At 43.0% G+C, this 22,907-nt stretch carries 20 protein-coding genes and 1 riboswitch; of the genes, 2 read left to right on the forward strand and 18 right to left on the reverse strand.

Annotated features, from left to right (window positions below):
- Positions 1-17: 17 nt before the first annotated feature.
- Together sdhA and AC0VX1_RS18770 are read right to left on the reverse strand one after the other, a co-directional pair.
- Positions 18-1,769, reverse strand: a complete 1,752-nt coding sequence (gene sdhA / locus AC0VX1_RS18765; RefSeq protein ID WP_034311432.1) for a succinate dehydrogenase flavoprotein subunit — start codon at positions 1,767-1,769, stop codon at positions 18-20.
- A 70-nt stretch (positions 1,770-1,839) separates the two neighbouring features.
- Positions 1,840-2,448 carry a succinate dehydrogenase cytochrome b558 subunit gene (locus AC0VX1_RS18770; protein ID WP_063575535.1) on the reverse strand — a complete coding sequence of 203 codons (609 nt, stop codon included), beginning with the start codon at positions 2,446-2,448 and terminating at the stop codon, positions 1,840-1,842.
- Positions 2,449-2,831: 383 nt separating this feature from the next.
- Here AC0VX1_RS18770 and AC0VX1_RS18775 point away from each other — a divergent pair, with 383 nt between their 5' ends.
- A complete protein-coding gene (locus AC0VX1_RS18775) occupies positions 2,832-3,302 on the forward strand; it encodes a YslB family protein (RefSeq protein WP_063575534.1) in 471 nt (156 codons plus the stop codon).
- 63 nt (positions 3,303-3,365) lie between these two features.
- Here the strand turns inward: AC0VX1_RS18775 and AC0VX1_RS18780 are convergent, their stop codons facing one another.
- The 16 genes from AC0VX1_RS18780 to zapA form a co-directional block, all read right to left on the reverse strand.
- Entirely contained in the window at positions 3,366-4,598 is a 1,233-nt protein-coding gene (locus AC0VX1_RS18780; RefSeq protein WP_053535875.1) for an aspartate kinase, read from the reverse strand.
- A gap of 89 nt (positions 4,599-4,687) precedes the next feature.
- A riboswitch (Lysine riboswitch) is annotated at positions 4,688-4,864 on the reverse strand.
- 61 nt (positions 4,865-4,925) lie between these two features.
- Positions 4,926-6,698, reverse strand: a complete 1,773-nt coding sequence (uvrC, locus tag AC0VX1_RS18785) for an excinuclease ABC subunit UvrC (protein ID WP_053535876.1) — start codon at positions 6,696-6,698, stop codon at positions 4,926-4,928.
- Between the two features lie 104 nt (positions 6,699-6,802).
- Positions 6,803-7,123: a thioredoxin gene (gene trxA / locus AC0VX1_RS18790; protein WP_328113193.1), complete on the reverse strand. Its 321-nt coding sequence runs from the start codon at positions 7,121-7,123 to the stop codon at positions 6,803-6,805.
- 201 nt (positions 7,124-7,324) lie between these two features.
- Positions 7,325-8,302: an electron transfer flavoprotein subunit alpha/FixB family protein gene (locus AC0VX1_RS18795; RefSeq protein WP_048689007.1), complete on the reverse strand. Its 978-nt coding sequence runs from the start codon at positions 8,300-8,302 to the stop codon at positions 7,325-7,327.
- 69 nt (positions 8,303-8,371) lie between these two features.
- The gene (locus AC0VX1_RS18800) at positions 8,372-9,145 is read right to left on the reverse strand and encodes an electron transfer flavoprotein subunit beta/FixA family protein (protein WP_475468339.1); all 774 of its coding nucleotides are present in this window, start codon (positions 9,143-9,145) and stop codon (positions 8,372-8,374) included.
- A 122-nt stretch (positions 9,146-9,267) separates the two neighbouring features.
- Positions 9,268-10,041 (reverse strand): enoyl-CoA hydratase, encoded by a 774-nt coding sequence (locus tag AC0VX1_RS18805; RefSeq protein ID WP_057276671.1) that lies wholly within the window; start codon positions 10,039-10,041, stop codon positions 9,268-9,270.
- A 125-nt stretch (positions 10,042-10,166) separates the two neighbouring features.
- Positions 10,167-10,754, reverse strand: coding sequence for a TetR/AcrR family transcriptional regulator (locus tag AC0VX1_RS18810; RefSeq protein WP_053535880.1), 588 nt, complete (start codon positions 10,752-10,754; stop codon positions 10,167-10,169).
- A 201-nt stretch (positions 10,755-10,955) separates the two neighbouring features.
- Complete coding sequence (locus AC0VX1_RS18815) at positions 10,956-12,656, reverse strand: long-chain-fatty-acid--CoA ligase (protein WP_475468342.1); 1,701 nt, start codon at positions 12,654-12,656, stop codon at positions 10,956-10,958.
- Between the two features lie 2,158 nt (positions 12,657-14,814).
- Positions 14,815-15,090, reverse strand: coding sequence for a GNAT family N-acetyltransferase (locus tag AC0VX1_RS18820; RefSeq protein WP_475468343.1), 276 nt, complete (start codon positions 15,088-15,090; stop codon positions 14,815-14,817).
- Positions 15,087-15,356 (reverse strand): hypothetical protein, encoded by a 270-nt coding sequence (locus AC0VX1_RS18825; RefSeq protein ID WP_475468345.1) that lies wholly within the window; start codon positions 15,354-15,356, stop codon positions 15,087-15,089. The genes AC0VX1_RS18820 and AC0VX1_RS18825 overlap by 4 nt, the downstream gene beginning before the upstream one ends.
- A gap of 53 nt (positions 15,357-15,409) precedes the next feature.
- Positions 15,410-15,571: a hypothetical protein gene (locus AC0VX1_RS18830; protein ID WP_475468347.1), complete on the reverse strand. Its 162-nt coding sequence runs from the start codon at positions 15,569-15,571 to the stop codon at positions 15,410-15,412.
- Positions 15,572-15,781: 210 nt separating this feature from the next.
- Entirely contained in the window at positions 15,782-16,189 is a 408-nt protein-coding gene (locus AC0VX1_RS18835; RefSeq protein ID WP_475468348.1) for a DUF350 domain-containing protein, read from the reverse strand.
- Positions 16,190-16,254: 65 nt separating this feature from the next.
- Entirely contained in the window at positions 16,255-18,609 is a 2,355-nt protein-coding gene (locus AC0VX1_RS18840; RefSeq protein WP_063575529.1) for an endonuclease MutS2, read from the reverse strand.
- 35 nt (positions 18,610-18,644) lie between these two features.
- Positions 18,645-20,363, reverse strand: coding sequence for a DNA polymerase/3'-5' exonuclease PolX (gene polX / locus AC0VX1_RS18845; protein WP_475468350.1), 1,719 nt, complete (start codon positions 20,361-20,363; stop codon positions 18,645-18,647).
- Positions 20,364-20,575: 212 nt separating this feature from the next.
- Complete coding sequence (locus AC0VX1_RS18850; RefSeq protein WP_034309018.1) at positions 20,576-21,121, reverse strand: CvpA family protein; 546 nt, start codon at positions 21,119-21,121, stop codon at positions 20,576-20,578.
- A 4-nt stretch (positions 21,122-21,125) separates the two neighbouring features.
- A complete protein-coding gene (zapA, locus tag AC0VX1_RS18855) occupies positions 21,126-21,386 on the reverse strand; it encodes a cell division protein ZapA (RefSeq protein WP_034309021.1) in 261 nt (86 codons plus the stop codon).
- A gap of 172 nt (positions 21,387-21,558) precedes the next feature.
- Here zapA and rnhC point away from each other — a divergent pair, with 172 nt between their 5' ends.
- Positions 21,559-22,518 carry a ribonuclease HIII gene (gene rnhC, locus AC0VX1_RS18860; protein WP_063575527.1) on the forward strand — a complete coding sequence of 320 codons (960 nt, stop codon included), beginning with the start codon at positions 21,559-21,561 and terminating at the stop codon, positions 22,516-22,518.
- Positions 22,519-22,907 lie beyond the last annotated feature (389 nt).

Raw genomic sequence — 22,907 nt, forward strand, 5'->3', positions numbered from 1 at the left:
TTTTTTGCTCCCCCTCTTTAGTGTTTCGTAGTGTAGTCACGTTTACGCGGTGCGATCAGTGATACATCAATATCTTCATAATGGAATTCAGGTGCTTGATCCAAGCCTTTGAATGTTGCCATAGTAGTTTTCATGAATTCCTCATCATTACGTTCTGGGAAATCAGGTTTGTAATGCGCTCCGCGGCTTTCATCACGGTTTAACGCACCAATTGTGATTACACGGGCCAATTGCATCATGTTTTGCAGCTGTCTAGTGAATGCAGCTCCTTGGTTACTCCATTTTGCCGTGTCATTGATGTTAATTTTCTTGTAACGTTCCATCAGCTCAAGAATCTTGTTATCCGTTTCTTTCAGCTTGTCATTGTAACGAACTACAGTAACATGCTGTGTCATCCACTCACCAAGTTCTTTGTGAAGGATGTACGCATTTTCGTTACCATCAAGAGACATGACTTCATTCCATTTCTCTTGTTCTTGTTTTTCGTACCCTTCATACAATGAAGAAGGAATGGATTCTGAAGTTTTAGCAAGGCCTTCAATATATTTAACGGCATTCGGTCCAGCGACTGAACCACCATAGATTGCAGAAAGAAGTGAGTTAGCACCAAGACGGTTACCGCCATGTTGTGAATAATCGCACTCACCTGCAGCGAATAAACCTTTGATGTTAGTCATTTGGTCATAATCAACCCAAAGTCCGCCCATGGAATAGTGAACGGCAGGGAAAATTTTCATTGGAACTTTACGAGGATCTTCACCCATGAATTTCTCGTAGATTTCAATGATTCCGCCAAGTTTAATATCAAGTAATTTAGGATCTTTATGTGATAGATCCAGGTAAACCATGTTTTCACCATTAATGCCAAGCTTCATGTTCATACATACGTCGAAGATTTCACGAGTCGCGATATCACGAGGTACCAGATTACCATAAGCAGGGTATTTTTCTTCAAGGAAATACCAAGGTTTCCCGTCTTTATATGTCCAGATACGTCCACCTTCACCACGAGCGGATTCACTCATTAGACGAAGTTTGTCATCGCCAGGGATTGCTGTCGGGTGAATTTGAATGAACTCACCATTAGCATAATTAACACCTTGCTGATAAACGATGGAAGCTGCTGAACCTGTATTGATCATTGAGTTCGTTGATTTACCGAAAATGATTCCAGGGCCGCCGCTCGCCATGATGACTGCGTCTCCAGGGAATGATTTGATTTCCATTGAAGTCAGGTTTTGTGCTACGATACCGCGTGCTGTTTGCTCATCATCGATAACAGCTCCAAGGAATTCCCAGCCTTCATATTTCGTTACAAGGCCTTCAACTTCATAACGGCGAACCTGCTCGTCCAATGCGTAAAGTAATTGCTGACCAGTTGTTGCACCAGCGAATGCTGTACGGCTATGTTGAGTACCACCGAAACGACGGAAATCAAGAAGACCTTCCGGAGTACGGTTGAACATAACACCCATACGGTCAAACATATGAATGATTGATGGTGCTGCTTCGCACATCGCTTTAACCGGCGGTTGGTTAGCCAAGAAATCTCCGCCATAAACTGTATCGTCGAAGTGGATATATGGAGAATCCCCTTCACCTTTTGTATTTACTGCCCCGTTGATTCCGCCTTGGGCACAAACTGAGTGAGAGCGTTTAACAGGCACTAAAGAAAATAAATCAACCTGTTGTCCCAGCTCTGCTGCTTTGATCGTAGCCATTAATCCAGCTAGACCTCCACCAACGATAACTATTTTACCTTTACCCAATTCTGTCACTCCCTTATTTCCATTAGCCAAGCTATGTTTTTCCTAATTCTTATAAATGAACTCTATCTTCTTATACGAATGCGAAAATTGCGCTGATTCCGATATAAGAAAGAAGAACGAAAACGATCAATGTAAAGTAAGTCATGATTCTTTGCGATCTTGGTGAAACTGTAAGACCCCAGCTCACAGCAAATGACCATAATCCATTAGCAAAGTGGAAGATTGCCGAGATAATACCAACAATATAGAACACAATCATGAATGGACTAGAGAAAATCTCTGCCATCATGTCAAAGTTAACTTCAGCACCCATAGCTGCTTGGATTCTAGTTGCCCATATATGCCAAACAAGGAAAATCAACGTTATGATTCCAGTTAGGCGTTGTAGCATGAACATCCAGTTACGGAAGAAACTAAATCTGCCTAAATTGTTTTTTGCTGTAAAGGCAATATAGATTCCGTACACAGCATGGAAAATGAGCGGTAGATAGATGACGACCCATTCTACCAAAATCTTCACGGGCGTAAACTCAATTAAATGAACTGCCCCATTAAAAGTCTCTTCTCCTTTTGTTGCCATAAAGTTTACAGATAAATGAAAAATTAGGAATAGACCAATTGGAATTACTCCTAGAAGTGAATGAAGCCTGCGATTCCCAAACTCACGATTTTTTGCCACTAAGTGCCCCCCCTTAATTTGTGAAAAATCATGCAAAGATAAACTGGTGGCTACCTTTTATCTCCGCGTGAAAATACAGTATAGAGTCAAAAAACTCCTCTATACTTCCTTTACAATTATGTGACATGTCCATTTTACTCCTGACTTCTATGTGCGTCAAGAAAACGGATACAAGAAATCTCTTTTTCAGAATAGATTTTATTGGATTATCTTGGGTATTTTTTGTTTGTCAAGATGATATTTTGAATAAATTTCTCATTTAACTATTAATATCTCGGTATAATTTCTCATTTTTTTCCAATTGCTATTTAAATAAATAAAAAACAGTATAATTTGCAAAAGAAATACGTTTATAATAGATTTACAGAAAGAGGCGATAAACTATGAAAAAAAATATTGCTGCTGCGATAGAAGAAGAGATTCAAACGGAAGAAATTCAAACTGAAGAATTCAAAGTTCCAGCTTTCGGGTACGAATTAATCAGAGAAGTTCTATTGAACGATATTCTCGGAAAAGACTCTAATCAAATCCTCTATTGGGCAGGTAAACAATTAGCAAGAAAATTCCCATTGAAGGGCGATCAGGAAGTGATTGAATTTTTCCAAAGCGCTGGATGGGGCAATCTGGAAATCTTGAAGTATACGAAACACCAGATGGAATTATCCCTCACGGGTGAAATAATCAGCCGCCGCCTGGATTTACACCCTGATTGTCACTTCCAGCTTGAAGCCGGTTTCCTTGCCGAGCAGTTTTCACTGCAAAAAAAATTCCTCAGCGAATCAACGGAAGAAATCAAACGCCGCGCAAAAAAAGTGATATTCACCATCCAATGGGATCCCAGAGATCCAATCTAATGAGCCCTGAAAACAGACTTACCCTTTTTACCGGAAGTCTGTTTTTTATTGGACTCCTGACACTTAAGCTAGCACATTTGCATGCTGACCAAGTTTAAATGCTTCATGAAGGGATTCAACCGCCTTCACCATTTCCTTTTCATTGACGACGGTCGAAACTTTAATTTCCGATGTGCTGACCATTTTCACCTGGATGCCTGTATTGGCCATCACTTCAAACATTTCGGCAGCCACTCCCGGATTGGATACCATACCAGAACCGACGATGGACACTTTGGCCAATCCGCTCTCCGTTTCGACCCGGTCGAATCCCAATTGTTCTTTATTATTTTCCAGAACGATCAAGGCCGCTTCCGTATCTTCGCTTTTTGTGGAAAAAGATAGATTCGTCGTATCCTCGGCAGTCATGCTTTGAATGATGATGTCCACATTGATCCGGTTTTTCGCAAGCGTCGTGAAGATCGTGGATAATGCACCAAGTGATTGGGGCAAACCATATATTGTAACCCTCGTAATACTGTCTTCAAAAGCAATGCCGCGTACAATTAAGTTTTCTTCCATAGTTGCTTCCTCCTCTATGATCGTACCTGATTCTCTCTCCATGCTTGAACGGACTTCAAGCGGAATTTGATAATTTTTTGCATATTCGACAGCCCTTGGGTGAAGGACGCCAGCCCCCAGGTTGGCAAGTTCCAGCATTTCATCGTAAGAAATGGATTGGAGTTTTCGCGCGCCTTTTATATAGCGTGGGTCCGTTGTGAAAACACCCGTTACATCTGTATAAATATCGCATCTATCCGCATTAAGCGCTGCTGCGATGGCAACTGCCGTCGTATCGGAACCGCCTCGCCCTAAGGTAGTGATTTCCCCATTTGCATCGTTACCCTGGAAACCGGCTACGACCACTATTTTCTTCTCCTGAAGCTGGGCTTGGATCCTCGTGGCATCGATGTTTAAAATCCGGGCATTCCCATGAACGGATTCCGTTTGCATGCCAGCCTGCCAGCCGGTATACGAAATGGCTTCATGTCCTTCTTCAATCAATGCCATCGTTAACAGGGAAATCGTTACCTGTTCCCCAGTCGTCAATAGCATATCCATTTCCCTCTTGCTCGGGGATCCGGAAATATCACGCGCCATGGAAACCAATTGGTCCGTTGTTTTCCCCATAGCTGAAACAACGACGACAACCTCATTTCCTTTCTCCGCTTCCTCGATTACCCGATTGGCAACATTTTTGATTTTTTCTACGCTACCGACGGATGTTCCGCCGAATTTTTGAACGATTAATGCCATCCTCATGCACCCTCTCTACTTTTTAGGCAATAAAAAAAGCAATGAGAAATATCTCATTGCTGTGGTCACATATCTTAATACTGTAATCACAGTGAGATAGCTCTCCAGGGTATAAACCCTGACAATCCGCCATTTATTAAATGTCGGACCAGGAGGACAAGGTATGAGTCTTGTCTTCCTTCGGCGGCGTCCCCTTTCAAAACCTTTCATGGAAGCTCATACTTCTCCAGGTTTTTACTCTTGAATTCCGCACCTCTATCAGCACTTTTAAGTTGTCTAGTTAAAAATTCCTTTTAATCATAGCATAGAGATTTATCGGTAGCAAGATTATTCTTGTAATTTTCTAACGATTCCCTCGGCTACCCCTTTTGGCATGCCAGCTTCCATGATTTCCTCGGCCGTCGCCTCTTTGATTTTCTTCAATGATCCAAAATGCCTTAATAATTGCTTCCTTCGCTTTTCCCCGACTCCTGGAATATCATCAAGCTGGGAGTGTACCGCATTTTTCCCGCGTAGCTGGCGATGAAACGTAATCGCGAACCGATGCACTTCATCCTGAATTCTTTGCAATAGATAAAATTCCTGGCTCCTTGAATCAAGAGGTACAAGTTCAAGCGGATTTCCGATCATCAATTGCGAGGTCCTATGCTTTTCATCCTTAATGAGGCCTGAAAGTGGAATATCCAAACCTAATTCATTTTCCAGAATGTCCCGTACCGCTTCGACATGTCCCTTTCCGCCATCAATGATGATCAAGTCCGGAAGCGGCAGCCCTTCTTTCAATACTCGTGAATACCTTCTTCTGACCACTTCACGCATCGATTCATAATCATCAGGTCCCTGGACCGTCTTGATCTTATATTTTCGGTACTCTCTTTTTTCCGGCTTCCCATCAATGAACACGACTAAAGCGGAAACGGGGTCACTTCCCTGGATATTGGAGTTATCGAAAGCTTCAATTCGATGCGGGGTGTAGATACCCAGTTGTTTCCCGAGGTTTTCCACCGCATTGATCGTTCTTTCTTCATCCCTCTCAATCAAAGAGAATTTTTCCTGAAGGGCGATGGAGGCATTTTTATTCGCCAATTTAAGCATGTCTTTTTTCGCTCCCCGTTTCGGGTGAATCGTTTTGACACCAAGCAGCCCTTCGGCCATTTCGGCATCCACAGATTCAGGCAGCAAGATTTCCTTTGGTTTAAAATGGTTCGTAATCTCGTAAAACTGACCGAGGAATGTAAGAAGTTCCTGTTCGGGTTCATCGTAGACCGGAAAAAGCGAAACATCCCTTTCTATCAATTTACCCTGCCGGACAAAAAATACCTGAACGCACATCCAGCCTTTATCATAGGCAAAGCCAAATACATCCCTGTCGATGAAATCGGTCGTCATCATTTTCTGCTTCTCCATCGTAATATCGATGTGAGCAATCTTGTCACGGAACTCCTTGGCCCTCTCGAAATCGAGTTCTTCCGATGCCTCCAGCATTTTTTCAGTCAGTTCTTTTTTTATTTCAGTATGCCCGCCGTTCAAGAACCGGTTGATATCATCGACCATTTTTTTATATTCCTGTTCCTCTACATCATATACACATGGGGCCAGGCACTGACCAAGGTGATAGTAGAGACAAACGCGATCCGGTAACGTATTGCATTTTCTTAGGGGATAGATGCGGTCGAGCAATTTTTTCGTTTCGTTAGCTGCAAATGCATTCGGATAAGGACCGAAATATTTCCCTTTGTCTTTTTTGACTTTTCGCGTAATGATTAGACGCGGGTGGCGTTCTGCAGTCAGCTTGATGAAAGGATACGTCTTATCATCCTTTAGCATGACATTATATTTTGGGTCATGTTTTTTGATTAAGTTCAACTCTAAAATAAGAGCCTCGATATTGGAAGAGGTGACAATGTATTCGAAATCCTCAATCTCGTTCACGAGTCGAAATGTTTTACCATCGTGAGATCCCGTAAAATAAGAACGGACACGATTCTTCAACACTTTCGCTTTGCCTACATATATGATCGTTCCCTGACGATCTTTCATTAAATAACAACCAGGTTGATCGGGAAGAAGGGCAAGTTTATTCTTTATTTGTTGATTCATGCATTCAGCCTCCTGTTCTCCCTTTTTTACAATCATTATATATCAAGATAGCGAAAAAAGCTTCAAGTCCGCAGACTTGAAGCTTTTTTTAGGCTATCTTACTATTACGCGTGTTTTGCAATAAGTTCAGCAAGTGCTTCTTTAGGTTGGAAACCAACAACCTTATCGACCACTTCACCGTCTTTAAGGACGATTAATGTCGGGATGCTCATCACACCGAATTTTCCAGCTGTTTCTTGGTTTTCATCCACATCCACTTTTACGATTTTTGCTGTATCGCCAATTTCAGTATCAAGCTCTTGAAGAACAGGAGCGATCATTTTACAAGGTCCACACCATGGAGCCCAAAAGTCTACAAGAACGACACCTTCGCTAGTATCTGTTGTGAAAGTTTGGTCAGTTGCATTTACAATAGCCATATATATTTCCTCCTCAAATTTACTCAAATAACTAAAAACAGTATACCACTGTTGCTCAAATCGATGCTAATATTTTGCTTCAGTGGTAGGATGTCCAAAAAAAAAGTAACTATGCAGGCAACAAACCCTCCCCATTAGCGCAAACAAAGGGGCAAGACATGTATCGGCTTATGCCGAATGTCTTGCCCCTCATCTGTATTATTTCTATTACGCGTTAACTTTAAGTTTTTTGAATTCTTCCGTAAGTAATGGAACGACTTCGAAAAGATCTCCGACAATTCCATAATCAGCCACATTGAATATGTTAGCTTCCGGGTCTTTATTGATGGCAACGATAACCTTGGAGTTGGACATTCCCGCTAAATGCTGGATCGCACCGGAAATTCCGCAGGCGATATAAAGGTCAGGTGTTACGACTTTACCCGTTTGCCCGATTTGTAATGAGTAATCGCAATAGTCTGCATCACATGCTCCCCGGGAAGCTCCTACCGCTCCGCCAAGAACCTGTGCCAGTTCCTTTAATGGTTCAAAACCATCTTCACTTTTCACGCCACGGCCGCCCGCGATGATTACTTTCGCTTCTGAAAGGTCGACCCCTTCACTGGCTTTTCTAACAACATCCTTAATGATTGTCCGTAAGTCCTTAATATCCACACTTAATGTAGAAACATCACCAGAGCGGGACTCATCTTTCGCTAATGGTTCGATATTGTTCGGACGGATTGTCGCGAAAATCACGCCAGCTGTAACAATTTTCTTTTCAAATGCTTTACCAGAATATATCGGGCGGGTGAAAACGATATTTCCGCCTTCTTCTTCAATGGATGTAACGTCGGAAATCAATCCTGATTCAAGTTTTCCAGCCAATTTAGGTGCAAGGTCTTTTCCTAAGGCTGTATGTCCAAAGAAAATTCCTTCCGGCTTTTCCTGCTCGATGACGGCAAGCAAGCTTTGCGCATATCCATCCGAAGTATATTGTTTCAATTGATCATTTTCGACTGCAATAACCCGGTCTGCACCATACTGGATCAATTCATTACCGAAATTCTGAACACTGTCTCCAACTAAAACACCAACGATTTCCCCGCCATCCGCTGCAAGCTTAGCCGCACCGATAGCTTCAAATGATACATTTCTTAGTGAACCATCACGAACTTCGCCCAATACAAGAAACTTTCTAGCCATTTATAAAAACCTCCTGTGCTCTATTTTTCTTTTTGTCGTGTGTTGTTTTTTTGAGATGTACCGTATCGATTAAATCACTTTTGCTTCACTGCGTAATAACTGAACAAGCTCGGTAACTTGAGCACTGATTTCCCCGTCCAAAACTTTTCCAGCTTCTTTTTTAGCAGGAAGGTAAATTTCAATCGTTTTTGTTTTGGCCTCAACATCGTCCTCTTCCAAATCAAGGTCATCCAATTCCAATTCTTCAAGCGGTTTTTTCTTTGCCTTCATGATTCCTGGCAATGAAGGATAACGTGGCTCATTTAGCCCTTGTTGCGCTGTCACCAATACTGGAAGAGAGGCTTCGATCGTTTCAGAGTCCCCTTCGACATCACGGATAACGCTTACATTTCCATTTTCTATGTCCAATTTAGTAATGGTTGTAATATAAGGAATTCCCAAAATTTCGGCAACGCGTGGTCCCACTTGACCAGAGCCGCCATCGATTGCAACGTTCCCTGCAATGATTAGATCCGCATTTTTATCTTTTAAGTATTCGCCAATAATTTTGGCAGTCGTGAATTGGTCGCCATTTTCTATGTCGTCTTCTATATTTATCAATACAGCTTTGTCAGCACCCATTGCCAACGCTGTGCGTAATTGCTTTTCAGCCTCTTCTGTTCCGACAGAAATAACCGTTACTTCGCCGCCTTGTGCATCACGCACCTGGATTGCTTCTTCAACTGCATACTCATCGTATGGATTAATGATGAATTCTGCCCCATCCTCATTGATTTTCCCGTTGGATAGTGTAATTTTTTCTTCTGTATCAAATGTTCTTTTCAGCAGTACATAAATGTTCACGATAATACCTCCCGAATAATTTGAGTTTTGAAGATTATGAATTTTATTGATATATAGTAATGTTCTACAGATTTCACCATAATCCTGCATGATATATAAAAATAGTTATTTAAACCGAAACATCATTTCCCTTTGAATACAGCTTCCCTTTTTTCAATGAAAGCGGCGATTCCTTCTTGTGCATCGGCAGTATCGAAAGCCTGACCAAAGAGGGCAGCTTCCCTTTCCACACCTTTATGGTAAGAATCATGCTTGGAATAATTCAATAACTCAATGGCCGCCTTTAATGCCAGTGGGCTCTTCTTGGCAATTTTATTGGCTAGATCCTTAGCTTTTGGAATCAGTTCTTCATCCGTGAAGGCATGATTCGCCAATCCGCATTGCACAGCTTCGGTGCCTGAAATCGGTTCACTTGTAAACAGCATTTCAGCTGCCTTTGCCATGCCTACGTAACGAGGAAGACGTTGGGTCCCAGCAAATCCGGGGATTAAGCCCAACTGCAGCTCAGGCAAACCAAGTTTAGCCCTTTCGGTGACTAAGCGGATGTGGCAGGCCATAGCCAGCTCCAATCCTCCGCCAAGCGCCGCTCCATGGATGGCTGCAATGACCGGTTTTGGAAAAGATTCGATTTTCTCAAATACAGATTGACCATTCTTGGTCAGCTTCTCGAAGGCTTTCCCGTTTTTCACTTCCGTAAACTCTTTAATGTCCGCTCCTGCAGAAAAGAATCTTCCTTCACCATGAAGAAGGACAACCCGTACGGCTTCGTCTTTCCCAATTTGATCGAATGCCTGTGAAAGCTCTCCGATGATAGCCGAGGAAAGTGCATTTGCTGGTGCATGATCAATCGTTATAAAAGCCACATGATTTTCGACAGAAAGCTTAAGATATTCCATATCAATCCCTCCAGGCATGATAGTCAAACTTTTTTGATAATTCTCTATGTATCACTTCCAGTTAAAGCTGGAAGTTGAATTAACCGATTCTTTCGAGGATGGCTAGCCATCCTCTATTTAAATCGTTAACTTTTCAGGCCACAGCCGCCAATCAGCAGGCGGTGAACGTCTGGTGCAAGGTCAGGAAGCGAATACTTTTGCTCATTCATGACCCAAGTCGTCACAGTTTCATCAATCGTTCCAAAAATCATCTGCCTGGCAAGTAAATTATTTAAATCAGGCAGGAATTCGCCGTTCTCTTTTCCTTCTATAATGATCTGATCGATTAAATTTAAATACCCTCTTAACACATCATTGATCCTAAGGCGCAATTCTTTATTCGACTGTCTTAATTCCAACTGAGTGACAATTGCTAAATTCACGTCTTCTGAAAGGTTTTGAAAATGTTTTTGGATGAGCACATGCAGTTTTTCCGAAGCAGTGGTCTTTCCTTTTATCTCTTCTTCGATCTGTTCCACAAAATACCCCATCTTTTCATGGAATAATGATATTAAGATATCTTCTTTATTTTTAAAATAAAGATAAATGGTGCCATCCGCTACTCCTGCCTGTTTGGCGATTTTGGATACTTGGGCTTGATAGTAACCGTTTTGGGCAATGACAATAACGGCCGCATCAATAATTTGATTATACTTTGGTCTGTTGCTTTTCACTGGATGTCCCCTTTCAGAAAAATGAATGAACCATCATTCATATTTCTATCATAAAATGATGACCCTTTACTGTCAAGCAAAACCTTATATAAGGCTCCTGACATTCACTTCTGTTCATTGTACAGCCACCATCCATAGCTTGTCCAGCTGTTCTGCAAAACGGAGCCCTCTTCCGCTGCTCCGTTAAAAGGGGGTGCTTGTTTAAGCTTCTTTTCTTTCCTCGGATATTTTTTTCTTTTCTTCCTCGATAAGGACTCTTCTCAGGATCTTCCCTATCGTCGTTTTAGGAAGTTCATCCCTGAATTCATAGCTTCGCGGCACCTTATACGAAGCCAGGTTCTTTCTGGCAAATTCATTCAATTCCTCTTCAGTAACCCTGGCATTTTTTTTCAGGACGACATAGGCCTTGACGGTCTCTCCTCGATAAGGGTCAGGGATGCCTGCCACAACTACTTCCTGTATGGCCTCATGCTCGTATAGCACCTCTTCCACCTCACGTGGATATATATTGAAACCGCCTGCAATGATTGTATCCTTTTTCCTCTCGACGACATAAAAGAACCCCTGCTCATCCATATAACCCAGATCGCCAGTAAGCAGCCAGCCATTTTTAAAGGTTTTTTCCGTTTCATCCGGACGGTTCCAATAACCTTTCATTACCTGTGGTCCTTTTATGGCAATCTCGCCTATTTCATTCGGAGGAAGCTCTTCATTGGATTCCAGGGACAGAATCGCCGAGTCAGTGTCCGGCCACGGCAGTCCAACGCTTCCTTTTACACGCGGCTGATCCCAAATGAAATTAGCATGTGTCACAGGTGAGGTTTCTGAAAGTCCATAGCCTTCAACTAGCTTCCCGCCGGTAATATTCTCAAACTGCTCTTGAACCTCTAAGGGCAAAGATGCAGAACCGCTAATACAGGCATTGATGGAAGAAAGATCATATTTAGCGATATCCGGATGGTTCAAGAGGCCGATATACATCGTTGGCGCTCCTGGAAACATGGTCGGTTTCTGTTTTTGGATGGTTTTAAGCGTCGCTTCGACATCAAACTTCGGCATGATGATCATGGTGTTCCCTTCCATGACGGAAAGAACCAAGACCGTAGTCATACCGTACACATGGAAGAAAGGCAGAATCGCAAGGATCCTTTCCTCACCGCGCTTATTTTTGTAAAGCCATGCATTGCACATTTTCGTATTTGCCAGCAAGTTCTTATGAGTAAGCATGACCCCTTTGGGAAAGCCAGTTGTCCCACCTGTATATTGCAAAAGGGCAAGGTCATTATTGACATCGATCGGCACAGTGTCGACTTCTTCAGTGATCTTTCGTTTCATGATTTCAGAAAATAAATGATGATTCCCTTCATGCTCCACATTGATGACAATGCCGTATTGCTTTTTTTGAATAAAAGGATAGATAAGATTTTTCGGGAAAGGTAAATATTCCTTGATAGCGGTTACAATTATATGTTCTATATCCGTTCTTGATGCCACTGCAGAAACACGGGGAAATAAAATATCCATCACTAAAATCATTTTCGCTCCGGAATCTTTCATTTGATATTCTAATTCACGTTCAGTATAGGTTGGGTTCGTTTGAACCACGACTCCTCCGGCCATCAATATCCCAAAAAAGCTTATGACACCCTGAGGGCAGTTAGGTAGCATGACGGCAACGCGTTCGCCTTTTTGAAGTCCGATACTTTTTAAATAGGCTGCAAACTTTAAAGCAGATTCATGCACTTCCCGGAAAGTTAATTCTTTTCCCTGGAAATGAATCGATACTTTATCAGGGAATTCCTCGGCTGATTCCTTCAAAAAAGAATAAAGAGGTTTATCTTCGTACGACAAAACAGCGGGTATCTGTTCCGGATAAATAGCTTGCCATGGCTTATTGCTCATTTGCCCCCTCCTTCTGAATATTCTCAATACTCTTAATCATTATAATACAATCGGGATTTTCTTACAATTGCCGAATTTCAGAGTATAAAGACCTTACGATAAAAGGCTGGATAGTATATATGTCCTATTCCAACTACAGGGAATGTTTGAATAGGACATATAAAAAGGGAAACAAAAAAAGGAGTGGCTATACTCCTTTCAGAATGTAGACAACCCTTTTACCCTCATTTTTTTCTTTTAAAAAAGTTCCAGTGATTGGAACGGAAGGTACAAGACTCCTGCGGGAAAGGCGTGTCTAGGGGAGACCCCGCAGGCGCAAGCCGAGGAGGCTCCCCGACCGCCCGCGGAAAGCGAGTGCCTGGAGTGGAAATCATTACACATACCCTCTTTCGGAAATCCGCTCCCTTTCCGCTGACTGTCTGCCAAGCCTCATCAAAGCAATCGCCTGTGGGCCCTCGGCTAGCCAGTTATTCAGCAGGAGTGTCGCAAATCTCTTCCATCCTTTAAGGAATACTGTAAAAATATGAAGAATAAACTAGTTTACTTTTAAAATTTTGGTTCGGGGCGAGAGCAATTCGGAACTCCTTTTGCCGGAAAATTGATGGAACCGCAAGACTGAAGACGAATTGGAGAAGGAGAGCCAGTTTCCCTACAATATTTCTTTAAAAAAAGTTCCAGTTGATTTCAGAAATCCGCTCCCTTTCCGCCGACAGTCTGCCAAGCCTCCTCGGCACAAGCGTCTGCGGTGTCTCGTCTAGCCAGTTATTCGGCAGGAGTGTCGCACATTTCTTCAATCGATTGAGGATTATAGTTAAAAAAACATGAAGGATAAACTAGTCTTAAACATGGTTTAGATGAGCCTGGCCTGCAGTTTTTTCTTTTAAAACACAAAGTTGATTGGAATGGAAGATACGAGACTCCTGCAGAAAAGCGTAGCATGGGAGACCCCGTAGGCGTGCCGAGGAGGCTCCCGACCGCCCGCGGAAAGCGAGTGACTGGAGGGGAAATCAACGTTCCCATTTTACAAACGCAATTTGTAGACAAAAGGGTTCTAACTACATAAAAACTAAGTTGATTGGAACGGAAGGTACGAGACTCCTGCGGGAAAAGCGTGGCAGGGAGACCCCGCAGGCGTGCCGAGGAGGCTCCCGACCGCCCGCGGAAAGCGAGTGCCTGGAGTGGAAATCAACGTTCCCATTTTACAAACCCAGAAAAAACTGTCGGCAAACAATTATTATCTAGTTTTGAACAAAAGGGTTCTATCTAAATAAAACAAAGTTGATTGGAACGGAAGGTACGAGACTCCTGCGGGAAAAGCGTGTCTTGGGGAGACCCCGCAGGCGCAAGCCGAGAAGGCTCCCCGACCGCCCGCGGAAAGCGAGTGCCTGGAGTGGAAATCAACATTCCCATTTTACAAACCCAGAAAAAAACTGTCGGCAAACAATTATTATCTAGTTTTGAACAAAAGGGTTCTATCTAAATAAAACAAAGTTGATTGGAACGGAAGGTGCGAGACTCCTGCGGGAAAAGCGTGTCTTGGGGAGACCCCGCAGGCGCAAGCCGAGAAGGCTCCCCGACCGCCCGCGGAAAGCGAGTGCATGGAGTGGAAATCAACGTTCACATTTTACAAACCCAGAAAAAACTGTCGGCAAACGATTATTATCTAGTTTTGAACAAAAGGGTTCTATCTAAATAAAACAAAGTTGATTGGAACGGAAGGTACGAGACTCCTGCGGGAAAAGCGTGTCTTGGGGAGACCCCGCAGGCGCAAGCCGAGAAGGCTCCCCGACCGCCCGCGGAAAGCGAGTGCCTGGAGTGGTAATCAACATTCCCATTTTACAAACCCAGAAAAAAACTGTCGGCAAACAATTATTATCTAGTTTTGAACAAAGGGTTCAATCTAAATAAAACAAAGTTGATTGGAACGGAAGGTACGAGACTCCTGCGGGAAAAGCGTGTCTTGGGGAGACCCCGCAGGCGCAAGCCGAGGAGGCTCCCCGCGACCGCCCGCGGAAAGCGAGTGCCTGGAGTGGAAATCAACGCTCAAATTTCACAACCCCTCAAGAAAAAAACATAAAGGATATGCAAATTTTCTTTAAGATCACAGATCGGGGAGAGCATTCCGATCCTCTTTTGTCGTCTACTGAAAGGTGCGGTTCTACTCCTTGGTTTTAATTCTATACCAATACTTATATTTTTCTTCAAACCCCAATTTTCCGTATAAGCTTAAAGCAGGTGCGTTCGTTTCTATCACCTGAAGATAAGCATTTTTTGCTCCATTTTCTTTACCCCAATGCAATAGATTACGAATGAGTATTGCACCATTGCCTTGGTTTCGAAAGTTTTCATGGGTAATGATATTGTACAGGCCTATGTATTCGTCTTCCAAAACACCCAGTCCACTTGCTGTAACGGTTCCACCTTCATCAGTCAACAACATAAAGCATGTTTTGGAATGATATTCCCTAACATCTTTTTCAGGATGGTTTGATCATGATCATCAATATTACTAAGCTGGCAGAAATCGTGAAACCATTCATCATGTAAATGATCATACTTTATGACATTGGTTTCATTCGGTGACTCTGTATCTGCCAAATTCAATACCTGGACACTTGTTGTTCCTTCAAGGGCATACCCAGACTCTTCCAGCACACGATCCAAGTTGATAGGGTTTGCCTGTGGAGTCACTTTGTACACGGCCTTATCATTCCTTACAAAATATAATTGTTCACAATTCGAAATTTTCTTTTTCACATTTTCATTCGATGGATAGATGGGGGTGATGGAATTCGCCCTTTTCGTATATCATCCGCAAATCGGATAACCCCTCCATCATAGATTTGTGTTTGCATGGCGGGTAAAGCATTCAGCGATAATTCTTCAATCTTCTGTATCCATTTGGACTGATCCATATTCCTCCTCCTCTTCAAAAGTCTATTTGACCATTATTATTATACATGGCCCCCCATTTTTTTTAATAGAACCAAATAAAAGAAGCGGCACACTGGCCGCTTCAGTTGAACAAAGTCATATAAATGATTCCAAACAGAAAAAAGACTCCGCAACAAACAATTAAGACTTTTGCAAGTTTCTCCACAGCTTACTCCCTCTCATGAAGGGCATTAAGAAATTCCGGCGCCGATGACAAAAGATAATGCGATTGATATGATCATCGATAGGAATCCAACTGCCCGATTATCTTTTTGTATTTCTTCATCTATTTTAAATCCAGGAGTCATAAATTCAAAAATGAAATAACCGATCAACAGCAGGACAAAACCGTAGACGCCCCAGCCAATCATGGTAAGAAGCGAATTCTGATGGAGAATGGACTGTTGGAATACATAGGCGATCCCAAAAATTTTACCACCTGTTGCCAACGCGACAGAAAGGTTTCCCTGTTTGATCTCCTCCCAGTTCTTGTACTTTGTGACAAGTTCAAAAATGGCTAAAAAAACAATCATGCACAGAATAACGACACTGTAACGAGCAGCTATATATATATATTCATTTTCCCACATATTCTCCATGGTCCAACTCCCGAATGGTAACTAGCCACCCGGCTTGGCTGAATTGCCGGAATGACCGCTTTCCTTTATTTAAATTCCACCACCGTAACACCTGTTCCGCCTTCACCGGCTTCGCCGAAGCGAATCCTTTTGACAGAGCGGTGATTTTTCAAGTATTCCTGGACCCCGGACCGAAGAGCACCCGTCCCTTTACCATGAATGATGGAGACACTCGAATAACCGGCCAAAAGAGCATCATCAACGTATTTTTCCACTCTTGATATGGCATTTTCAAAGCGTTCTCCACGAAGGTCAAGTTCGACGCTAACGTGATAATCGCGGCCTTTGATCGTGGTAAGCGGCTTTGTTTCTTTTACTTTTGTGCTCTTGATGAATTCCAGGTCAGACTCCTTCACTTTCATTTTCATGATGCCGATCTGAACCTGCCATTCATTATTTGAGACCTTCTCAATCAAGTGACCTTTTTGACCAAAGCTTACGACCTTTACTTCATCTCCAGGTTTCAAGCTTTTATCCAGCGGCCTCGCAGCTTTATTTGTTGTTTTTTTCACTTTAGGCGCTGCTTCTTCAAGCCGTTTTTTGGCATCGATCAGTTCATGCTCTTTAACATCGGCATGCTTTTCAAGTCGCAGTTTACGTAAGTCGGCAATGATTGCTTCCGCTTCCCTTTGTGCATTTTCAACGATTGCCGCTGCCTCTTTTGCTGCCTTTTCAACCATCGCATCCCGTTCTTGATGGTACTCATCAATTTGCTTTTGAAGGTCTTTATGAAGAATTTCCGCCTGTTTCAGGTGATTCTTGGCTTCCAATTCCTCTTCTTCAGCCTTCTTGCGGCTGTCTTCAAGGGACGCTATCATATTTTCAACTTTATTCGTATCCTCACCGATATGGCCGCGGGCGTTGCTGATCACGTTTTCTTCCAAACCAAGGCGCTTGGAAATTTCAAACGCATTACTCCGCCCTGGAACACCAATTAAAAGTTTATAGGTGGGACTCAAGGTTTCCACATTAAATTCGACGCTTGCATTTATGACGCCTTCCCGATCATATCCATACGCTTTTAATTCCGGGTAATGTGTCGTTGCAATCACACGTGCTCCGCGCTTATACACTTCATCCAAAATGGAAATGGCCAAAGCTGCACCTTCCTGTGGGTCAGTTCCCGCTCCAAGCTCATCGAATAAAACAAGACTGTCATAATCGACATGCTTAAGGATATCGACAATATTGACCATATGCGAAGAAAATGTACTTAAGCTTTGTTCAATCGACTGTTCATCGCCTATATCGGCATAAACAGAGGAAAACACAGCCGTTTCGGAACCATCCAGCGCAGGAATCTGCAGACCGGACTGGGCCATTAACGTACAGAGGCCAATCGTTTTCAGGGTAACCGTCTTACCACCTGTATTCGGACCGGTGATGACGATTGTCGTAAATTCATCACCAAGAAAAATATCATTGGCCACGACGACATCATTCGGAATGAGCGGGTGTTTCGCTTTGAATAATTTCACGCGTCCCTCATTATTCAGAATCGGCTTGGAACCTTTTATCGCTTTTGCATATTTTGCCTTGGCGACAAGGAAATCGATTTGTGCCAGCACTTTGACATTATGAAGCAATTCAGGGGTGAACGCACCGACTTTTTCCGATAGTTCGACCAATATCCGTTCTATTTCCTGCGTTTCCTTCACTCGGGTTTCCTGCAGGACATTATTCAGCTGAACGATTGCTTGAGGTTCAATGAACAACGTCTGCCCTGATGATGATTGATCATGAATGATCCCTCCATACACACTGCGGTATTCCTGTTTTACCGGGATGACGAATCGATCATTCCGGATGGTGATGATGGCATCGGATAACATGGTTGATGCATTGGAAGAACGAATCATACTTTCCAGTTTTTCCCTTACGCGACTTTCATTCGTCCGAATTTGGTTTCTTAGGGTACGAAGCTTGTCGCTGGCAGAATCCATCACTTCGCCATGTTCGCTTACTGCATACGTAATTTCCTGCTGCAAATCAATCAATGGATGTAGGGAATCGATATATTCGGCTAAAAGCGGAACATCAATCTCCTGCTCTGCCAGTTCTTCGAAGAAACGGCTTAAGATCCTGCCGGCACGGATCGTACTCGCAAGTTCCATCAATTCCATCGGTGAGAGCATACCGCCAATCTGTGCCCTTTTTGCATGCGGACGGATATCGAAAATTCCGCCCAATGGCAAGTTACCTTTCAACCTTACGATTTTGGCAGCCTCATCTGTTTCTTCCTGCCATCTCGACACTTCTTCAAAATCCGTGGAAGGCATCAATTGCTCCGCCTTTTCTTTTCCTATGGATGAGGATGCGTGCGAGATTAATTGTTCTTTTATTTTATGAAATTCCAATGTCTTTAAAGCTTTATTATGCATGGAGTTAAAGCTCCTCCTTATTTATGGGCAAATAGTTAATCATTTCTCTTTAAAAACGCCAATAAGCCATCCGTATCCCTTGCATTAAGAACCGTAGATTCTTTAATCCAGCCCTTTTTGGCTGACGAGACCCCCACAGGCATATGTTCAAGCATGTCGATGCTGTGGGCATCCGTATTGATCACAATCGGAACGCCTGCTTCCTGAGCCTTGCGCAGATGCGGAGGTGCCAAATCCAATCGGTTCGGATTCGCATTCAATTCCAAGGCCGTATTCGTTTCACGGGCCAGTTCGATCAGCATTTCTATATCCACATCATATCCGGTTCGTCTGCCGATGATCCTTCCCGTTGGATGTGCAATGATATCTACATGCGGATTATTCAGAGCCGTTTTTAAGCGCTCCATGATCGTTTCCCGAGGCTGTGAAAAACTTGAGTGAATCGATGCAATGACCAAATCCATCTCTGCAAGCAGCTCATCGTCATAATCAAGTGTCCCATCAGGAAGTATATCCATCTCTATCCCGGAAAGAACGGTAAAGTCAGTGTATTTTTCATTAAGTTCATGGATGATCCGTTTTTGTTCACGTAAACGTTCAGCGGTCAAGCCGTTCGCCACTTTCAGATATTGCGAATGATCGGTGATGGCCATATATCGATACCCTTTTGAACGGCATGCTTCAATCATTTCTTCAATCGTATGAGCACCATCACTCCATGTCGTATGCATATGCAGATCACCTTTAATGGCCTCTAAAGATATGAGAGGTTCATTAGCATCATAATGCTCCACTTCCGTTCCGTCTTCACGCAGTTCTGGGGGAATGAAAGGAAGGCCAAAATGATTATAAAATTGTTCTTCCGTTTCAAACGTCAATACATCACCGGTTTCAGTCACTTCCACCCCATATTCGCTGATTTTCTCTCCGCGATCTTTAGCAAGCTGGCGCATCCGCACATTGTGATCCTTCGAACCTGTAAAATGATGAAGTGTCGTGATGAATTCCTTATCCTTAACGATTCGGAAATCGACAGAAATGTCATATTCATAATCAAGCACGACCGATACTTTTGTATCACCGGCCGCAATCACCTGTTTTATCCCTTTTATTGCAAGCAGTTGATTCTTCACCTCTTCGGGATGATCTGTCGAAATGATGAAATCGAGGTCCTTGATTGTTTCCCTCATACGCCGGATGCTGCCCGCCCTGGAAGAACGGATGATGTAATCCATGTTAGCAAGGGCCGTTTCAATATCAGCCGCAATCGGTCTCATGAAGGCTAGGGGCAGCCGATCTGGCCTTGAACCCGCCTCGGCAATTGCAGACAGGATCTTCTCTTCCGTTTTTTTGCCGAAACCGGCAAGCGCCGCGACCCTGCCTTCCTCACAGGCGATTTTAAGATCATTCACATCTTTGACATGCAGCTCTTTATGAAGCTTGGCAATTTTCTTACCGCCCAAACCTTGAAGCTGCAGAAGCGGAATCAATCCTTTTGGCACCTGCTCCTGAAGCTCTTCAAGTACAGTCGATTTCCCTTCATTTATATACTCTTCGATGACGGATGCCGTTCCTTTCCCGATTCCATTCAAAGCGGTAAAATCTTCGATCTCCGTCAGGCTCCGGTCATCCGTTTCCAAGGCGCCCGCTGCCTTTCGGAAAGCTGAAACCTTAAACGGGTTCTCTCCTTTTAGTTCCATATATATTGCAATTTTTTCTAATAGTTTAATGATATCTTTTTTATTAATTGTCATTTAATTCACCGCCGAAAAAATTAGTAGGGTGTCCCATGTTCACTTTCTTAAAGATACCTTTCTTGGAGGTAAAGTACAAGCAGTCAGGTTCTTAACCTTCGAATCAAATAGAAAGAAGCTACATGCCGCTACATAAAAAGGGGCCTCCCCCGTGTTCAAAGTATAGGAATCCAGGACTTTGAACACGGGAGGCAGGCCCTCTTATACTGACATTAAGATTGTTTTACATCATGAAACCAAAGTTCCTTCACTTGCTCGGAAAGGAACGGCGTATGTTTCACGATCGATTCTGCCAGAAATGAGCCAGTTAATGGTTTCTGGATGGAATCCATTGGCAGCATGGCAGCTATATATAATATAATAAACATGATAAGATAGACTTCAAGAAAACCCAATATCCCTCCGCCCCAGCGATTCAACTGCTTTAATATCGGTAGATGGGTAATGAAATTGAGCATGGATCCTATCATTTGCCAAAGAATCTTGGCAGCAAAGAAAATGATTGCAAAGGCAATTGCATTGTAATACGCCGTATCAAGCCCGACTGTATTGAAAAACATATTAAGGGTGGAGGAATCACCCATCGTTGGGAACGGAATCCATAATTTCAAATTGGGAGCAAGATCTCCGTAAAATACATAGGCGACGATGAAGGCTACAATGAACCCAGTCATATGAACCGTTTGTAAAATGAAGCCACGCTTTAAACCGATTAATAAACCGATTAAAAGAATGGCCAGAATTGCTAAATCAAGCATGTACTCAGTCCTTCTCTCTCTTTAATTCCAGTTGAAGCTGGTCTAGTTCATCTTTTAATTTAATATATTCATGGATGGTATTCACGGCCGTTAGCACCGCTAGCTTGCTTGTATCCAAGTGTGGATTTTTCATCCTGATCTCTCTCATTTTTTCGTCAACCATCGAAGCGACCAGGCGCATATGACTTGCGCTTTCTGTGCCGACGATTGTATATGGCTGTCCGTATATATCAACTGTTGTTTTATTTCGTTTATCGTCTGACAAAATGATGCCCCCAATCTAAACAATCCTAATTCTATCATATCATGAAGTTTTTCGTCATGAAAGAGAGTACATCGTCATTTCTCGCATTAAAATTTCAATAATTTGTCATACGATATCGAATTTAGGAAGAAGATTACCTAATAAACAAAATGAAGTTAGGAGCTAACCCATTATGTCCCATGTTGTTTTACTTATCAGTCCTGAACAAATAAAGGCGATGAAGTCCCATTATTCTTCATCCTTGGCCGCCAAGCAGCCGCCAGGGAGCATCTTTTCCGCCAAACCGCCGCTATGTACGGTGACGGCCTATAAATCGGGGAAGGTCCTTTTTCAAGGTAAGAATGCCGAAATAGAAGCGGTAAAATGGCAAAAAGGTACCACTGCTGCGGCTCCAAAGAAAAAAACGGCATCCTCTGCATCGGTCAACGTCCATCGATATTCGCCGCCAGCAAATATCGGAACCATGTCAGTGATTGGTTCAGACGAGGTCGGAACAGGAGACTATTTCGGCCCGATGACCGTCGTAGCCGTATATGCCAAGAAGGAGCAACTCGCTCTATTAAAGGAGCTAGGTGTCCAGGATTCCAAAAATCTGAAAGACCCACAGATCATCGACATTGCCAAACAGATTAAGGATGTAGTGCCCTTCAGCCTGCTCACATGCGACAACCCGAAATATAATGCGCTGCAGGCAAAGGGAATGTCACAAGGAAAAATGAAGGCACTCCTCCATAACCAAGCAATCAAGAACCTCATGCAAAAAATCCAGCCAGAACAAGCGGAAGCCGTCCTTATTGATCAATTCGCTCAACCAGAGGTATTTTTCAATTACCTAAAAGGTCAAGAACTATTCCAAGCTAATGCCACCTATCTATGCACAAAAGCGGAAGGCATTCACCTTGGAGTGGCAGCCGCATCCATCCTGGCCCGATATGCATTCGTCAAACGCTTTGACTTGCTGAGTGAAAAAGCCGGATTCAAAATCCCTAAAGGTGCCGGATTTGCAGTCGATGAGGCGGCCGCAAGATTGATTCACGAAAAAGGAATCGATTCATTACACGAATTCACGAAAACCCATTTTGCCAACACAGAAAAAGCGAAGCGACTCTATCAACAGAAATATCATAAATAGAAGAAAGCGGCTGATCTTCCTGAACAGCCGCCTTTTTCTCGTGAAAATGCGCGGTTTACTCATGAATTCACGCTATTTACACGTGAGTTTGTGCGGTTTACCCGGAGTTTGCTCCATTTACTCGTGAGTTTACTCCATTTACTCGTGAGTTTACGCCATTTACTCGTGAGTTTGCTCCATTTACTCGTGAATTCGCTCGGTTTACTCGTGAATTTACGCCATTTACTCGTGAGTTCGCTCGGTTTACTTATGAATTCACTATTTACTCGTGAATTTACGCCATTTACTCGTGAGTTTACGCCATTTACTCGTGAGTTTGCTCCATTTACTCGTGAGTTCGCTCGGTTTACTCGTAAGTTCACCTTTTACTCGTGAGTTTGCACCTTTTA

Source organism: Peribacillus sp. QJM3NY_7 (genome assembly GCF_056173225.1).

Excerpts from the sequence above, each read along its gene's own strand:
- AC0VX1_RS18775 (WP_063575534.1), top strand. The coding sequence starts at position 2,832 with ATGAAAAAAAATATTGCTGCTGCGATAGAAGAAGAGATTCAAACGGAA.
- AC0VX1_RS18780 (WP_053535875.1), bottom strand. The coding sequence starts at position 4,598 with ATGGCATTAATCGTTCAAAAATTCGGCGGAACATCCGTCGGTAGCGTA.
- uvrC (WP_053535876.1), bottom strand. The coding sequence starts at position 6,698 with ATGAATCAACAAATAAAGAATAAACTTGCCCTTCTTCCCGATCAACCT.
- AC0VX1_RS18795 (WP_048689007.1), bottom strand. The coding sequence starts at position 8,302 with ATGGCTAGAAAGTTTCTTGTATTGGGCGAAGTTCGTGATGGTTCACTA.
- AC0VX1_RS18805 (WP_057276671.1), bottom strand. The coding sequence starts at position 10,041 with ATGGAATATCTTAAGCTTTCTGTCGAAAATCATGTGGCTTTTATAACG.
- AC0VX1_RS18815 (WP_475468342.1), bottom strand. The coding sequence starts at position 12,656 with ATGAGCAATAAGCCATGGCAAGCTATTTATCCGGAACAGATACCCGCT.
- AC0VX1_RS18830 (WP_475468347.1), bottom strand. The coding sequence starts at position 15,571 with ATGGATCAGTCCAAATGGATACAGAAGATTGAAGAATTATCGCTGAAT.
- AC0VX1_RS18835 (WP_475468348.1), bottom strand. The coding sequence starts at position 16,189 with ATGGAGAATATGTGGGAAAATGAATATATATATATAGCTGCTCGTTAC.
- AC0VX1_RS18840 (WP_063575529.1), bottom strand. The coding sequence starts at position 18,609 with ATGCATAATAAAGCTTTAAAGACATTGGAATTTCATAAAATAAAAGAA.
- polX (WP_475468350.1), bottom strand. The coding sequence starts at position 20,363 with ATGACAATTAATAAAAAAGATATCATTAAACTATTAGAAAAAATTGCA.
- AC0VX1_RS18850 (WP_034309018.1), bottom strand. The coding sequence starts at position 21,121 with ATGCTTGATTTAGCAATTCTGGCCATTCTTTTAATCGGTTTATTAATC.
- rnhC (WP_063575527.1), top strand. The coding sequence starts at position 21,559 with ATGTCCCATGTTGTTTTACTTATCAGTCCTGAACAAATAAAGGCGATG.